We start from the raw sequence: 15,064 nt of genomic DNA on the forward strand, positions 1-15,064 counted from the left end.
CTACGCGATTTCGCGGGCACAGTGCGGCGGCAGGCATGCCTGGCCGTTGGCACTGGCGAGACAACCGGGCACCGGACGGGAGCCGGACACCCGTGCCGGCGCGCGGCCGTCGCGCAGTTCGTCAATCAGATCGATGGCCAGCCGGGCGAACCGGGCGTCGGCGTTGAAGGTGGCGGCGCGGGCGAATGCAACGCCGAGATCTGCAGCCTGCAGCCGTAACTCGTGGTCCAGATCCCAGACCACTTCGATGTGGTCGGCGACAAAGCCGATGGGACAGACGATTACGGCCTTGTCCGCCAACGATGCCAGATGGTCGCCGACGTCGGGCTCCAGCCACGGCACCTGCGGCGGCCCGGACCGCGACTGCCACACCACGTCGAAGTCGCGGTACCCCGCCGCCGACGCCACCAACCGTGCGGCGTAAGCCACTTGGCGGCTGTACAGATTCGGACCGCAGCGTTGATCGGCGGCGATCGGAATGGAGTGCGCGGTGAAGATCAACCGTGCATCGTCGGGCACGGTGCCGGCTGCGGCAGCGACCGCCTCGGCGAACATCTCCACGAACAGCGGATGGTCGAAGTACGTTCGCAATTTGACGAGTTCGGGCGCATCCGGCCCGGCCGCCGCCCGGGCCCGGGCGATGTCCTCGACGTACTGCGTACAACTGGAGTAGCCACTCCACGCCGAGGTGGTGAATACCGCCGCCCGGCGAATCCCGTTGTCGCGCATCGTCGCAACGGTGTCTTCCACGTAGGGCTGCCAGTTGCGGTTGCCGAAGTAGACCGGCAGACCCTGCTGGTCCTGCAACTCGGCGATCAGCGCCCGGTTGATTCCGTTGATCGGTGAGACCCCGCCGAAATGCAGGTAGTGCTCGGCGACGTCGTCGAGCCGCTCCGGGGGCACGTTGCGTCCCCGGGTGACGTTCTCCAGGAACGGCCGCACCTGCTCCGGCCCTTCCGGACCACCAAAGGACAGCAGCAGGAGCGCGTCGAAATCCATTACAACAGCTGCGTGTGGGCGCCGCCGTCGGCGTAGATGATGTCACCCGTCGTGGCCGGCAGCCAGTCGGAGAGCAGAGCGCACACCGTCTTGGCGACCGGCGTCGGGTCCTTCATGTTCCAACCGATCGGGGCGCGCTGGTCCCAGCCGTCCTCGAGCAGCTTCATCTGTGCGCCGGCTTCCTCGCCGAGCGCGCCACCCACGATCGCGCTCATCGCCAACGTCCGAATCGGCCCGGCCGCAACAAGATTCGAGCGGACGCCGACCTTGCCGGCCTCGCGCGCGACGAACCGGTTGACCGATTCCAGAGCGCTCTTGGCAACCGTCATCCAGTTGTAGGCCGGCATCGCCCGGGTGGGGTCGAAGTCCATCCCGACGATGCAGCCACCGCGATTCATGATCGGCAGCAACGCCTTTGCCAATGACGCGTACGAATACGCCGAAATGTGAATGCCTTTGGACACGTCCTCGTAGGGTGCGTCGAAGAACGGGTTGATGCCCATCCCGGTCTGCGGCATGAACCCGATGGAGTGCACCACGCCGTCGAGGTTGTTGTCCTCGCCGATCTCGGCTTTGACCCGCTCGGCCAGTCTGGCCAGATGCTCCTCGTTCTGCACGTCGAGTTCGATCAGCGGCGCCTTCTCCGGCAGCCGGTCGGCGATGCGCTGGATCAGCCGCAGCCGGTCGAACCCGGTCAGCACCAGCTGAGCGCCCTGCTCCTGAGCGACCCGGGCGATGTGGAACGCGATCGATGAGTCGGTGATGATCCCGGAGACCAGGATCCGTTTGCCGTCGAGCAAGCCTGCCATGTCCGTCCTTTACCTAGTGGCCCATGCCCATGCCGCCGTCGACCGGGATGACCGCGCCGGCGATGTAACTCGCGTCCTCGGACGCCAGGAAGCTGACCACTCCGGCCACCTCCTCGGCGGTACCGACCCGCTTGGCGGGGATGAAATCCAGCGCCCCGGCCTGAATCCGTTCGTCCAGCGCGCGGGTCATCTCGGTGTCGATGTACCCGGGAGCCACCACGTTCGCCGTCACCCCGGCCTTGGACAGTTCCCGGGAGATCGAGCGGGCCATGCCGATCAGGCCGGCCTTGGAGGCCGCGTAGTTGGCCTGGTTGCCGATCCCCCAGCTGCCGGAGACCGAGCCCACGTAGATGATCCGGCCGAAGCGCTTCTTCTGCATACTGCGCGAGGCCCGCTGGGTCACCCGGAACGCGCCGGTGAGATTGGCGTCGATGACCTTCTGGAACCGCTCCTCGGTCATCCGGATCAGGAAGGCGTCCGCGGAGATGCCGGCGTTGGACACCAGCACCTCGACCGCCCCCTGATGCTGCTCGACCTCGGTGAAGGCACGATCCACGGCGGCGTTGTCGGTGACGTCGCACTCGACGCCGAACAGCCCCTCGGGCGCACCGGAGCCGCGGTGGGTGACGGCCACTTTGTGCCCGTCGGCGGCCAGCCGCTGGGCGATGGCCAGTCCGATACCCCGGTTTCCGCCGGTGACCAGGACTGATCGCGACACGAACGGCGGTTTGCCGCCGTCGGCCGGAGGTTCGAAGGCAATTTCAGTGGCTGCACCAGTCACCCCGTCAACCTATCGCCTCACCGCGGTCGGCCCGAAACCCGGTGCCCCCGACAAACCCTGGCGGCCACGCGGCTGCATAGGATCAGGGCCGCATGGCCGACCCGTCGACCCGTTCCCGGACCCCGCCCGCCCGAGCGATCTTCGCCGCTTGCGGCGGCGCTTTGTTCATCCTGCTGCTGCTGCGCAATACCGACCTGTTCACCCAGGCCATCTACGAGGCCGGCGATCCCGCGTCGAATTCGATGCTGACCATCCAGGCCAAGCACTTCGACCTGTTGACCGGGCACTATTCCCGGGTCGGCTTCCATCACCCCGGCCCGGCCTACTTCTACCTGCAGGCCTTCGGCGAGTGGCTGCTGCACGACGTGACTCACCTGGTTCCGGCGCCTTACAACGGGCAGGCGATGACGATCATGGCGCTCAATGCGACGCTGCTCGGGCTGGCGCTGACCATCCTCTACACCTGGGTGCGTTCGGTGCCCGCGGTGCTCACCGCGTTCGGTGTCCTGCTGATCTTCCTGGCCAAGCACACCCAGCTGGTCTGCTCGACCTGGATCCCGCACGCCTGCTTCGCGCCTTTCCTGCTGTATCTGTTCGCGGTCGCCTCGGTCGCGGCCGGCCGGCTGCGCCACCTGTGGATCATGGTGCTCGCCGGCGGGTTGCTGGTGCACGGGCACGCCGAGTTCCTGGCACTGGTCCCGCTGCTGGCCCTGGCGGCGCTGCTCCCGCAGCGGCGCAACCTGCTCGCACACCGCCGCGACCTGCTGATCGCCGCGGTCGTGCTGGTGGTGTTCCTGCTGCCCATCGTGCTCAACGAGATGCTGCACTGGCCCGGGGAGATCGCGAAGTACATCTCCTACGGCCACCGGGCGCCGAACCCGCTGCTCGACACGGCGCGGTTCCTGGTGCAGTTCTGGGGGCCGAACCCGGCGGCCGGCGCGGTGATCCTGGTCGTCTTGTTCGTCGGGAACGTCCTGCTGGTCCGTGCGCTCGCCACGCTGCCCGACGGCACCCCGCACGACTTCTGCCGTCAGCTGCTGCGGGTGACCGCCGTGGCCACCGCGCTGTTCGGCCTGTACTGCTGGTACGGGGTGGACCAACTCTTCGCGTCCTACATCGGCATCTTCTCCTACGCGCTGCCGCTGGCGCTGCTGATGCTGGGCGCGGTGGCGCTGGTGCTGCTGGCCACGGCCCGCGACCAGGGCTGGGTACGCCGACTGCCGGTCGCCGCGGCGGCCCTGGGCCTGACGGTCGGGGTGACGCTCGCGCTCAACACGCCCGCATTGCGGCGGGACCGTGACGAACTGGCCGGGGTGCCGGCAGCGCTCAGCTATATCGCCGCCCACGCGCACGGCCGCCCGGTGGTGCTGGAGACCCGAACCGACGAATCGTGGGCCGACGCACTGGCGATGGCGCTTGCCGTCACCCGCGACGGCAACCGCGCCTGTCTGGGTCAGGACCGCTGGCGGCTGCGGACCACCGAGGAGTTCATGTGCACCCGTCAGGAATTGGCCGACGGCGCGCGCTTCACGCTGAGCCGGGTGTTGCCGCCGCCACCGGGCTCGCCGATCGTGCAGAACATCAACCCGATCCCGGCGTCGTACCCGCCGTCGGCGGTCATCGCGTTGAACTGAAGCTCAAGTAGGCAGCCGTCGGTTGATCAGCAGCGCCGCCAACGCGGCCAACGTCAGGACCAGCGCGCCCAGCCGCAACCAGCCCACACTGGCGTCGCCCTTGATGGTCTCGTAGCCGATCTGCTGCTGCAGCGAGGCGTAGACCGCCTTCAATTCGGCCAGCGTGGCGGCGTTGTAGGAGTTGCCGCCGGAGAGCTGGGCGACTTTCTTCAGCGTCGCGTCGTCGACGGGCACCGGCTGGCGCTGGTCGTTGATCTCGACGAAGCCGTAGGGGGTGCCGAAGGAAATCGTGGAGATCGGCACGCCCTGGTCCTTGGCGGTGCGCGCCGCGGTGAAGGCCCCCTTGGGGTTGTCCGGATTGGTCGGCATCGTCTCTTTGCCGTCGGAGAACAACACCACGCGGGCCGGCGGGGGCGTGTCCCCGCCGCCGATCACCGCGCCGACGGTGGCGATGGCCTGCAGGGCGGTGAAGATCGCCTCCCCGGTGGCGGTGCGGTCGGCGAACTGCAACTTGTCCAGCGCGGCCTTGGTGGCGTCCCGGTTGGTGGTCGGCGACACCAGCACCGTGGCGGTACCCGCGTAGGCGATCAGACCGAGGTTGATGCCGGGGGTCAGCTCGTCGGCGAACTGCTTGGCGGCCTCCTGCGCGGCGACCATCCGGTTGGGTTCGACGTCGGTGGCGCGCATCGACTGCGACACGTCGATCACCAGCATCACCACCGCGCGGTTACGCGGGATACGGACGTCGTTGGTGGGCCCGGCCATCGCGATGGTCAGCAACACCAGGGCACACACCAGCAGGATCGCCGGGACGTGCCGCCACTTCGAAGGCCGTTTGGGCGCAACGCTTTCCAGCAACTCCATGTTGGCGAACCGCAACATGCGCCGCTGCCGCGCCAGCTGCAACAGCACGTACAACGCAACCAGGCCGACCACGGCCAGCAGGAACAGGAAGAACCAGGAGTGTTCGAAGCCGGACAGGCTCATCGGCCCGAGCAGGGGCAATCTCATAACAAACCCGTCGTGGAATATGTGGCCGTCGCGGGATGGGTGTGGTTCACCGGCGCCCCGCCACAGCCCCGCGTCGGCGATTGGACACGAAACGAACGATGTCGGCGATCCAGTCGCGGTCGGTGCGCAGCGTCATCACCGATGCGCCGCAACCGCGGATCGTGCGGGCCACGTCGGCGCGATGTGACGATGCGGCCCGGGAGAAGTCGGATTGCAGCTGGCTGTCGATGGTGAATTCGCGAACCGCCCCGGACTCCGCGTCCTGCAGGACCACGTCGCCGATGTCGGGCAATTCGACGTCACGCGGATCGAGCACTTCGACGGCCAGCACCTCGTGCCGGGCCGCGATCGCACGCAGCGGTCGCATCCAGTTGATCGGACCCAGGAAGTCGCTGATGATCACCGCCATGCCGCGGCGCCGTTCCGGCCGGCGCAGGGCGTCGATGGTGGCGGCCAGGTCTCCACGCACCCCGACCGGCGCCTTCGGCGTGGTCGCGATGGTGCGCAACAGGGTCTGCACGTGCTCGCGACCAGAGCGCGCCGGCACCCGGATGGTGTCGGTGCCGTTGGACACCAGCGCCCCGATCCGGTTTCCACCGCCCACATTGAGGTAACAGATGGCCGCCGAGGCAGCCACCGCCAGGTCGCGCTTCTCGCAGACCGACGTGCCGAAGTCCAGACTGGCCGACATGTCGATCACCAGCCACGTCTCCAGTTCGCGGTCGGCGATCATCTGCCGCACGTGCGGGTGGGTGGTGCGCGCGGTGACCGCCCAGTCCATCCGGCGTACGTCGTCACCGGGCTGGTAGATCCGCGACTCCCCCGGCTCGCTGCCCGGCCCCGGGATCAGGCCCAGGTGATCGCCGTGCAGGATGCCGTCGAGTTTGCGGCTCACGGTCAGCTCGAGGGTGCGCAGCGCCGCCGACAACTTCGGGTCGTCGATGGTGCCACGCATCATCGAAGGCGGATGACGCACCGCGGGCTTAGCCGCGGCGGGTTTCGAGTCGGTCACCGACCGCCAGCCGCCACAGTGGCGCCCTGCATCACCGGTCCCACCGAATGCCCTTGCTGCGGAACGGCATTCACCTGCGGTAGGGCGACCGTCTGCAGCACCCGGTTGATCACGGTCTCCGCGGTGATCTCGTCGGCCAGCGCGTCGTAGGTGAGCACCAGGCGGTGGCGCAACACGTCGGGAATGACGTCGATGATGTCCTGGGGAATCACGTAGTCGCGCCCGCGCACCAGCCCGAGGGCCCGCGACGCGGCGATGATGCCCAGCGAGGCGCGCGGTGAGGCGCCGAACGCGATCCAGGTCTTGACGTCGTTCATGCCCAGCTGCTCGGGTTGGCGGGTGGCCATCACCACGCGGACCACATAGTCGACCAGCGCGTGGTGGACGAAGCTGTTGGCCGCGACGTTCTGCAGGCGCAGCAGGTCACCGGTGTCGAGGATCTGCTTGGGTTGCGGCGGGGTGACACCCATCCGGTAGATGATCTCGCGTTCCTCTTCGGGCGTCGGGTAACCGACGTTGATCTTGAATAGGAAGCGGTCGCGCTGCGCCTCGGGCAGCGGGTAGACGCCCTCCTGCTCGATCGGGTTCTGGGTGGCCATCACCAGGAACGGATTGGGCAGCGGGAAAGTCTTGCCGCCGATGGACACGTGACGTTCGGCCATCACCTCGAGCAGTGCGGACTGGACCTTTGCCGGGGCACGGTTGATCTCGTCGGCGAGCAGGAAGTTCACCACCACCGGGCCGAGCTCGGTGTCGAACTCCTCCTTGCCCTGCCGGTAGATGCGGGTACCGACGATGTCGGTGGGCACCAGGTCCGGGGTGAACTGGATGCGGGCGAATGTCCCGCCGACGACGCGGGCGAAGGTCTCCACGGCCAGCGTCTTGGCAACGCCGGGTACACCTTCCAGCAGTACGTGCCCCTTGGCGAGCAGACCGACCAGCATCCGCTCGACGAGCTGGTCCTGGCCCACGATGATCCGCTTGACCTCGAAGATGGCCCGCTCGAGGGTGTGCACTTCGGCGGCCAGCCCATCAGCGCCGCCCGACGGCGCCTCCTTGGCGAGTGCGGGACCAGAATGTGCACCCTGGCCCGGGTAACCGCCACCTGCTGTTGTCATCAATAACCCTCCACAGCTCTTTTCGGACACGACTGCCGTCACGACCAATATCGCGGGGCAGCGACGTGCCCGCGTTCAACTATTCCAGGCGTCCTGGAATCCGTCGACGTCACCGGCTTCGCTGACGGGCCGGCACCACCCCTGGTACGCCCCCCGGCTCTTCGGCTCAGTACTCGATGATCCTAGTCAGATACGGAGTCATGCCGGGCTTGCGCACCGGGCTGATCGTGACTTTGCCGGCCAGGCTGGAAGCCTCCAACATCTGTCCGTTGCCCAGATACATCGTGACGTGCTGGTTGCCGTTGGGGCCATAGAAGATGAGGTCGCCGCGCCGGGCCTCGTTCTGCGGGATGTGGCGCCCGGCGTTGTACTGGTCCCCGGAGAACCGCGGGATCAACACACCGACGCCGGCAAACGCGTACCGCATCAGACCCGAGCAGTCGAAGCCGTTGATGCCCGCACCGGAGTCCACTCCTTTACTGGGGCCTTCCAGCGAGCCACCGCCCCACGAATACGGCACGCCCATCTGGGATCCGGCACGGCGGATCACGTGCTCGATGGCCTCCCGGCCGTTCGCCCGCGGAATCCGGCTGCCGCTGGTGTTGGCGGCCGCCGGCGTACCGCCGAGGTTGATGCCGAGGCCGCTGAGGAACTGCTGGCCGAGGTTGAGCGTGGTCTGGGTGGCCTGTGCGGTGGCCTGCAGCGAGGCGTTGGCAACCGCCAGCGGGTCGCCCGGGGCGCCGGCGCTCACCGCGGCGGGCAGGGTGGGATCCCACTCCCCGTCGGCGGCGGCGGGGGGCGCCACAGCGACCACCAGCCCGGCGACCAACCCCAGGATCAGGGGCAGGAGCCGGGCTAGGGGCAGATGAATTCGCTTGTGGCGCATGAGTCCTCGTTAATACTCGATGTAGCGGATCACGAACGGCGTCATGCCGCTGGTGCGTACCGGCGCAGTTCGCACCTTCAAACCGATGTCGGGCGCCTCGAGCATCTGGCCGTTGCCGAGGTAGATGGTGACGTGCTGGCTGCCGCCGGGGCCGTAGAAGATGACGTCGCCGCGGCGCATCTGGGAGGTCGGGATCTTGCGGCCCATGTTGTACTGCGAACCCGAGTAGTGCGGCAGCTTGATGCCCACGCCGGCGAACGAGTAGAGCACCAGTCCGGAACAGTCGAAGCCGGTGATGTTGGCGCCGGAGTCGATGCCGTGGCTGGGTCCGGCCGCGTTGCCACCGCCCCAGGAGTACGGCACGCCGATCTGGGACAGGCCGCGACGGATCACGTACTCGGAGGCCTGCCGTCCGTACACCCGCGGGATGCGCCCCGACGTCGCACCGGTCGGCGCGTTGGTGATGCCCGTGTCGTCGGGCTTGAGGATGCCCAGCCCCTGCAGGAATTGCTTGCCCATGGTGGCGGTGACCTGCGCCGAGGTCGCCGAGTAGCCGAGCACCTGGTTGACCACCGCGATCGGGTCCCCGGGCACGTTGGCGCTGGGCACCTGCGGCAGCGAGGGGTCCCAGCCGTCCCAGCGACGGCCACCGCCGGTGCCGCCGGCGGTGTCCCACATGTTCGGCGGGGTGCCCTGGCCGCCCGACTGCGTCCACGCGACGAATCGGGCCTGCTGCAGCTTGTTTTCGGCTTCTTCACGCTCGGCTGCCAGGCGATTGACTTCTTCGCGTTGCTGGTCGAACTTGCGCCGGGTGTCCTCCAGCGCGTGGGCCGCGGCGTCCTGGCTGGCCTTGGCGTCGACAGCGGCCCGGTCGGCCTTCTGCTTGGCCAACCGCGCCACTGATTCCTTGTTCACCTGCTCGGTGCGGGCGCGTTGCAACCGGGTCAGCACGGCCTGCGCACTGGCGGCCATGGTGCGGGCGGCACCGGCGGCGGCGATCATCTCGTCGGGACTGTGGGCGGACAGGTAGCCGCCGTCGGGGCCGTTCATGTACGTCGCGACCGCGAAGACGTTGAACCGGCGCTGGGCTGCGGTGATGGCCGCACCGGCGTCCTTGACGGCCTGCTGGCTGGCTTCGAGTTCGCGACCGGCGACCTCGGCCTGTTCGCGGGCGTCCTCGACGGCGACGAGGGCTTTGTTGACGCTCTCCTGCTCGATTTCGACGGTGGCGCTCAGGTCTTCGAGGCGCTGGTTGGCCCGGGCGACGTTGGCAATCAGCACCGCGATGCTGTCCGCGGCAGGCTCGGCGTGGGCAAGTTCGGGGGTGCCCAGCAACAGCGCCACGCTCAATACCGCCGGAACGGCTGGGCGCACCAGCCGGGCGGCGGTTTGAGAGGCAGAGCCAGGGCGTGTCCGTCTCATTCGACTTGGATCTCCTACGGCTTAAATCGGACGGACGGCGCCGGTTTTCGCAGAACGCGCCATAAACAACATCAGCATCATTCGCACCGTACGTCACACTTGCCGCTAAAGAAACGCAAGTCACAAATTGCACTCAGGAAGTGCGTTTACTGTGACCCAACAGTGACCTGGAGGGTTTGCCAACCAGGAAGGATCAGAGCCTGCAGGCGCTGCAACGCAGGGTCGCCACCTGCTTGGATGCCCTACGCGTCGGCGCTGGAAGCCACCTCGGGCCGAGTCGGCGACGTTGCTGGTCGGCGATTGCGACGCTGCATCAGTCGGGTGCCCGCAGCCGCGGCAAACACCCCGATCAGCAAAGCGATGGTGAGGCCAGTCCAGGGGAACTCTGGGGTATTGAGCTCGTTGAGAAAATTCTGCGCAGACTGCACCGGATTGCCGGTTTTGGAATGGTCTTCCCCGGCTTCCAGCGTGACGCGCGGGAAGTGCGAGCTGTAGCTGCCGACGTAGCTGGGGCTGAGCACCAGGACGGTGGAGTCCGGGTAGTCGGCGCCGACGACGGTCGCGATATCGCGCAGCGGGGTGTCGTTGGGCGGGTTGTGGTCGAGCAGCACGATCTTGAGCGTGATGCCTTCGCTGCGGGCATGGTTGACGATGTCGAGCAGACCCGGCTCGGGTCCCGGGGGCGCCGCGACGCCGTCCGCGTGCACCTCGGCCTTGATCGCGTTGATGTCGACGTCCTGCGGGATGTATGCGGGCAGAAACGGGATCGTCTGCGGCAACGGCAGTTCGGTCATCGCGTACTTCCTCCGTCGTCATCTCTTCGACCCGGGTGTCCCGCAGGCGCCGGGTGTCTGGGCGTCACCCCAGGTTTGTCACGCTGGCGTGACGTTCGACGCCGACTGCCACGCTGGCGTGACGCTCGGCGACCGCAGGGTCTCGCCGTCACCCCAGGTTGTCACGCTGGCGTGACGTTCGACGCCGACTGCCACGCTGACGTGACGCTCGGCGACCGCAGGGTCCCGCCGTGACCCCAGGTGCCACGCTGGCGTGACGCTCGGCGACCGCAATCACTCTAGTGTGACGCTCGGCGGTGTGACGCCCGGCGGTGCGACGCTCGGCGGTGCGACGCTCGGCGGTGCGACGCTCGGCCGTGCGACGCCCGGTGCGGCCGGGGGTGAGACCCGACCTTCCCAGGAGCGCGCGATGCGACAAGACTGGGCAAGAGCGGGTGGCAATCTAATGCAGGACAAGCGTACTGTTAAAGTTGCACCGCCCCCGCCGACACGGCCCGTCGGCGGGAAGAACTTAATCCTCGGGAGTTGATGTGACTAGCAAAGGTTCGGTGAACTCGTTCGAAGCCCGCGACACCCTCAAGGTCGGCGACAAAGAATACGAGATCTACCGTCTCGATGCCGTCCCTGAGACCAAGAAACTCCCCTACAGCCTCAAGGTGCTCGCCGAGAACCTGCTCCGCAACGAAGACGGCAGCAACATCACCAAGGAGCACATCGAGGCGATCGCGAACTGGGATCCCGAGGCGGAACCCAGCATCGAAATCCAGTACACCCCCGCCCGGGTGGTGATGCAGGACTTCACCGGGGTGCCCTGCATCGTCGACCTGGCCACCATGCGCGAGGCGATCGGCGACCTGGGCGGCGACGCCGAGAAGGTCAACCCGCTGGCGCCGGCCGATCTGGTGATCGACCACTCGGTGATCGCCGACCTGTTCGGCACCGCCGACGCCTTCGAGCGCAACGTCGAGATCGAGTACGAACGCAACGGCGAGCGCTACCAGTTCCTGCGCTGGGGGCAAGGTGCGTTCGACGACTTCAAGGTGGTGCCGCCCGGCACCGGCATCGTGCACCAGGTCAACATCGAATACCTGGCCAGTGTCGTTATGACCCGCGCCAACGGCGCGGGTAAGACAGTCGCCTACCCGGACACCTGCGTGGGCACCGACTCCCACACCACGATGGTCAACGGCCTCGGGGTGCTCGGCTGGGGCGTGGGCGGCATCGAGGCCGAGGCCGCGATGCTCGGTCAGCCGGTGTCGATGCTGATCCCCCGCGTCGTCGGCTTCAAGCTGACCGGCGAGATCCAGCCGGCCGTCACGGCCACCGACGTGGTGCTGACCGTCACCGAAATGCTGCGCAAGCACGGCGTCGTCGGTAAGTTCGTCGAGTTCTACGGCAACGGTGTCGCCGAAGTGCCGTTGGCCAACCGCGCCACGCTGGGCAACATGAGCCCCGAATTCGGTTCCACCGCAGCGATTTTCCCGATCGACGAAGAGACCATCTCCTACCTGAAGTTCACCGGGCGCAGCGAAGAGCAGCTGGCGCTGGTCGAGGCCTACGCCAAAGAGCAAGGGCTGTGGCACGATCCCGACCACGAACCGAACTTCTCCGAGTACCTGGAACTCGACCTGTCCGAGGTGGTGCCGTCGATCGCCGGCCCGAAGCGCCCGCAGGACCGAATTGCGTTGTCGGAAGCCAAGTCGACCTTCCGCAAGCACATCACCAGCTACGTCGAAGACGGCTCCGACGACAAGCAGGGTTATTCGAAACTGGATGAGACGGTGGACGAGTCGTTCCCGGCCAGCGATCCCGGTTCGCCGGACAACGGCCACGCCGACGACGCTCCCAAGGTCCATTCGGCCGCAGTGCATGCCAAGGGTCGGGTCAGCAACCCCGTCGAGGTGAAGTCCGACGAATACGGCGAGTTCGTGCTGGACCACGGCGCGGTGGTGATCGCGGCGGTCACGTCGTGCACCAACACCTCCAATCCCGAAGTGATGCTGGGCGCGGCGCTGCTGGCACGTAACGCCGTCGAGAAGGGGCTGACCTCCAAGCCGTGGGTGAAGACCACGATGGCGCCGGGCTCGCAGGTGGTCAACGACTACTACGACAAGGCGGGATTGTGGCCGTACCTGGAGAAGCTGGGCTTCTACCTGGTCGGCTACGGCTGCACCACCTGCATCGGCAACTCCGGGCCGCTGCCCGAGGACATCTCGAAGGCGGTCAACGACAACGACCTTGCCGTCGCGGCCGTGCTGTCCGGTAACCGCAACTTCGAGGGCCGCATCAACCCGGACGTGAAGATGAACTACCTGGCGTCGCCGCCGCTGGTGGTCGCCTATGCGCTGGCGGGGTCGATGGACTTCGACTTCGACGAGGACCCCCTGGGCCAGGACAAGGACGGCAACGATGTCTTCCTCAAGGACATCTGGCCGTCGCAGAAGGATGTGTCGGACACCATCGCCTCGGCCATCAGCCAGGAGATGTTCACCAAGAACTACGCCGACGTGTTCAAGGGCGACGAGCGCTGGCAGAACCTGCCGACGCCCAGCGGCAACACCTTCGAATGGGACGAGGACTCGACGTATGTGCGCAAGCCTCCCTACTTCGACGGGATGTCGAAGGAACCCGAGCCGGTCAGTGACATCAAGGGCGCCAGAGTTCTTGCGCTGCTTGGTGATTCGGTCACTACCGACCACATCTCGCCGGCGAGCAGCATCAAGCCGGGCACCCCGGCCGCGGAGTACCTCGACGAGCATGGCGTCGAGCGCAAGGACTACAACTCCTTCGGCTCACGCCGCGGCAACCACGAGGTGATGATCCGCGGCACCTTCGCCAACATCCGGTTGCGCAACCAGCTGCTCGACGACGTGTCCGGCGGGTACACCCGCGACTTCACCAAAGAGGATGCGCCGCAGGCGTTCATCTACGACGCGGCACAGAACTACGCGAAGGAAGACATCCCGCTGGTGGTGCTGGGCGGCAAGGAGTACGGGTCGGGCTCGTCGCGCGACTGGGCGGCCAAGGGCACCCGGCTGCTGGGCGTGCGGGCGGTGATCACCGAGTCCTTCGAACGTATCCACCGCTCGAATCTGATTGGCATGGGCGTGATTCCGCTGCAGTTCCCGGACGGGGAGTCGGCGCAGTCGCTGGGCCTGGACGGTACCGAGACCTTCGACATCACCGGCATCGAAGAACTCAACGACGGCAAGACGCCGAAGACGGTGAAGGTCAAGGCCAGCAAGGAAACCGGCGACCCGATCGAGTTCGACGCCAAGGTCCGCATCGACACCCCGGGTGAAGCCGACTACTACCGCAACGGCGGCATCCTGCAGTACGTACTGCGCAACATGCTGAACTCTGGCTAGCCGCAACCACATCCCCCGCCTGTGCCCAAAGTCAGCGAGGACCATCTCGAGGCGCGGCGCCGTCAGATCCTGGACGGCGCGCGCCGCTGTTTCGCCGAGTATGGCTACGACCAGGCCACGGTGCGCCGGCTGGAGAAAGAGATCGGCATGTCGCGTGGTGCGATCTTTCACCACTACCGCGACAAGGACGCGCTGTTCTTCGCGCTCGCGCGCGAGGACACCCAGCGCATGGCGGAAGTCGCCTCGCGCCAAGGGTTGATCCAGGTGATGCGCAACATGCTGGCCGCTCCCGAGCAGTTCGACTGGCTGGCCACTCGGCTGGAGATCGCGCGCAAGCTGCGTCACGACCCCGAGTTCAGCCGCGGCTGGGCCGAACGGTCCGCCGAGCTGGCGGCCGCGACCACCGAACGGTTGCACCGGCAGAAGCAGGCCGGCCGGGTTCGCGACGACGTGCCCGCCGACGTGCTGCACTGCTACCTGGACCTGGTGCTGGACGGTCTGGTGGCGCGGCTGGCGTCGGGCGAAGACCCGCAGCGGTTGGCGGCGGTGCTGGACCTGGTGGAGAATTCGGTGCGGCGGCCGGATCTGGCCTGATCCATCTTCGTTGGGGACAGTGTCATGGTCGCCTACCCGGCTGTTGCACGGGACCGTCAGTCGTCGGCGAAGGACGCTGCGAAAAAGCGCCGCAGCAATGCCATTTGAGCTTCCGGGTCTTTCAACGGCCAACACCACAGCGCCAGGAACACCCGGATCAGCCACTGCACGGCCAGTGGGTCGGGGTTGTCGGGGCCGAGCATTTCAGCGGCAAAGGCTTGCACGGCAGGCGAATTGGCGAGCCAGTCGCTGCCGGAGTTCATGTTCATCGACTGGAAGAGCTGAGTCATGGGCTGAGCTTGCACCCGTTGGAGCGCAACGATGGTCGCGGCGACAACGCGGTCGGGGCCGGTCAGGTCCTCGATGGCACCGCGGACGGAATCGACGATCTTCGTGCCGAGCCGGGCGACGACGGCATCGCGGATGGTTGCTTTGCCGCCGGCGTGCCGGTAGATCGTCGCCGGAGAGCAGTGCACCCTGGCGGCCAAGGCCTCGATGGTGAATGCGTCGTATCCGACGTCGGCGATGAGGTCGGCCGCAGCGGCGTAGATCCGTTCGGCAGCTTCGGTGTGGCGGTCCCGCCCGACCAGCCAGTCCGTCCGGGGCATACGACGATGGTCCACCGGCGTCGACGTC

13 protein-coding genes are annotated in these 15,064 nt (G+C 67.1%); 3 read left to right on the forward strand and 10 right to left on the reverse strand.

Going from position 1 to position 15,064, the window contains the following annotated elements; genetic code table 11:
* Genes AC5Y6Y_RS04600 through fabG1 form a run of 3 tightly spaced genes read right to left on the reverse strand, consistent with a single transcriptional unit; the run spans position 1 to position 2,589 of the window.
* A complete protein-coding gene (locus AC5Y6Y_RS04600) occupies positions 1-999 on the reverse strand; it encodes a ferrochelatase (RefSeq protein ID WP_463825095.1) in 999 nt (332 codons plus the stop codon).
* A complete protein-coding gene (gene inhA, locus AC5Y6Y_RS04605) occupies positions 999-1,808 on the reverse strand; it encodes an NADH-dependent enoyl-ACP reductase InhA (protein ID WP_473139603.1) in 810 nt (269 codons plus the stop codon). The genes AC5Y6Y_RS04600 and inhA overlap by 1 nt, the downstream gene beginning before the upstream one ends.
* Positions 1,809-1,821: 13 nt before the next feature.
* Entirely contained in the window at positions 1,822-2,589 is a 768-nt protein-coding gene (gene fabG1, locus AC5Y6Y_RS04610) for a 3-oxoacyl-ACP reductase FabG1 (RefSeq protein WP_463825093.1), read from the reverse strand.
* A gap of 92 nt (positions 2,590-2,681) precedes the next feature.
* Between fabG1 and AC5Y6Y_RS04615 the strand changes: the two genes are divergently transcribed.
* On the forward strand, positions 2,682-4,223 hold the full coding sequence (locus tag AC5Y6Y_RS04615; RefSeq protein WP_473139602.1) for a hypothetical protein: 1,542 nt from the start codon (positions 2,682-2,684) through the stop codon (positions 4,221-4,223).
* A 3-nt stretch (positions 4,224-4,226) separates the two neighbouring features.
* Here the strand turns inward: AC5Y6Y_RS04615 and AC5Y6Y_RS04620 are convergent, their stop codons facing one another.
* The 6 genes from AC5Y6Y_RS04620 to AC5Y6Y_RS04645 form a co-directional block, all read right to left on the reverse strand.
* Positions 4,227-5,234: a VWA domain-containing protein gene (locus tag AC5Y6Y_RS04620; protein ID WP_463825091.1), complete on the reverse strand. Its 1,008-nt coding sequence runs from the start codon at positions 5,232-5,234 to the stop codon at positions 4,227-4,229.
* A 46-nt stretch (positions 5,235-5,280) separates the two neighbouring features.
* Complete coding sequence (locus AC5Y6Y_RS04625) at positions 5,281-6,192, reverse strand: DUF58 domain-containing protein (protein ID WP_463825451.1); 912 nt, start codon at positions 6,190-6,192, stop codon at positions 5,281-5,283.
* 50 nt (positions 6,193-6,242) lie between these two features.
* Complete coding sequence (gene moxR1 / locus AC5Y6Y_RS04630) at positions 6,243-7,364, reverse strand: chaperone MoxR1 (RefSeq protein ID WP_463825090.1); 1,122 nt, start codon at positions 7,362-7,364, stop codon at positions 6,243-6,245.
* Between the two features lie 166 nt (positions 7,365-7,530).
* A complete protein-coding gene (gene ripB / locus AC5Y6Y_RS04635) occupies positions 7,531-8,250 on the reverse strand; it encodes an NlpC/P60 family peptidoglycan endopeptidase RipB (RefSeq protein ID WP_463825089.1) in 720 nt (239 codons plus the stop codon).
* Between the two features lie 9 nt (positions 8,251-8,259).
* Positions 8,260-9,672: an NlpC/P60 family peptidoglycan endopeptidase RipA gene (gene ripA / locus AC5Y6Y_RS04640; protein ID WP_473139601.1), complete on the reverse strand. Its 1,413-nt coding sequence runs from the start codon at positions 9,670-9,672 to the stop codon at positions 8,260-8,262.
* A gap of 242 nt (positions 9,673-9,914) precedes the next feature.
* A complete protein-coding gene (locus AC5Y6Y_RS04645) occupies positions 9,915-10,466 on the reverse strand; it encodes an Rv1476 family membrane protein (RefSeq protein ID WP_473139600.1) in 552 nt (183 codons plus the stop codon).
* Positions 10,467-10,996: 530 nt separating this feature from the next.
* Between AC5Y6Y_RS04645 and AC5Y6Y_RS04650 the strand changes: the two genes are divergently transcribed.
* Both AC5Y6Y_RS04650 and AC5Y6Y_RS04655 read left to right on the forward strand, forming a co-directional pair.
* Entirely contained in the window at positions 10,997-13,834 is a 2,838-nt protein-coding gene (locus AC5Y6Y_RS04650) for an aconitate hydratase (RefSeq protein WP_473139599.1), read from the forward strand.
* A 21-nt stretch (positions 13,835-13,855) separates the two neighbouring features.
* On the forward strand, positions 13,856-14,428 hold the full coding sequence (locus tag AC5Y6Y_RS04655; protein WP_463825085.1) for a TetR/AcrR family transcriptional regulator: 573 nt from the start codon (positions 13,856-13,858) through the stop codon (positions 14,426-14,428).
* Between the two features lie 56 nt (positions 14,429-14,484).
* Here AC5Y6Y_RS04655 and AC5Y6Y_RS04660 read toward each other — a convergent pair whose 3' ends face one another.
* Positions 14,485-15,036 (reverse strand): TetR/AcrR family transcriptional regulator, encoded by a 552-nt coding sequence (locus tag AC5Y6Y_RS04660; protein WP_473139598.1) that lies wholly within the window; start codon positions 15,034-15,036, stop codon positions 14,485-14,487.
* Between the last annotated feature and the right edge of the window lie 28 nt (positions 15,037-15,064).

The organism is Mycobacterium sp. NGS24 (assembly GCF_059813065.1).

Coding starts and splice junctions, on each gene's coding strand:
- moxR1 (WP_463825090.1), bottom strand. CDS start 7,364: ATGACAACAGCAGGTGGCGGTTACCCGGGCCAGGGTGCACATTCTGGT.
- AC5Y6Y_RS04615 (WP_473139602.1), top strand. CDS start 2,682: ATGGCCGACCCGTCGACCCGTTCCCGGACCCCGCCCGCCCGAGCGATC.
- inhA (WP_473139603.1), bottom strand. CDS start 1,808: ATGGCAGGCTTGCTCGACGGCAAACGGATCCTGGTCTCCGGGATCATC.
- ripB (WP_463825089.1), bottom strand. CDS start 8,250: ATGCGCCACAAGCGAATTCATCTGCCCCTAGCCCGGCTCCTGCCCCTG.
- AC5Y6Y_RS04600 (WP_463825095.1), bottom strand. CDS start 999: ATGGATTTCGACGCGCTCCTGCTGCTGTCCTTTGGTGGTCCGGAAGGG.
- AC5Y6Y_RS04660 (WP_473139598.1), bottom strand. CDS start 15,036: ATGCCCCGGACGGACTGGCTGGTCGGGCGGGACCGCCACACCGAAGCT.
- AC5Y6Y_RS04625 (WP_463825451.1), bottom strand. CDS start 6,192: ATGATGCGTGGCACCATCGACGACCCGAAGTTGTCGGCGGCGCTGCGC.
- ripA (WP_473139601.1), bottom strand. CDS start 9,672: ATGAGACGGACACGCCCTGGCTCTGCCTCTCAAACCGCCGCCCGGCTG.
- AC5Y6Y_RS04645 (WP_473139600.1), bottom strand. CDS start 10,466: ATGACCGAACTGCCGTTGCCGCAGACGATCCCGTTTCTGCCCGCATAC.
- AC5Y6Y_RS04620 (WP_463825091.1), bottom strand. CDS start 5,234: ATGAGATTGCCCCTGCTCGGGCCGATGAGCCTGTCCGGCTTCGAACAC.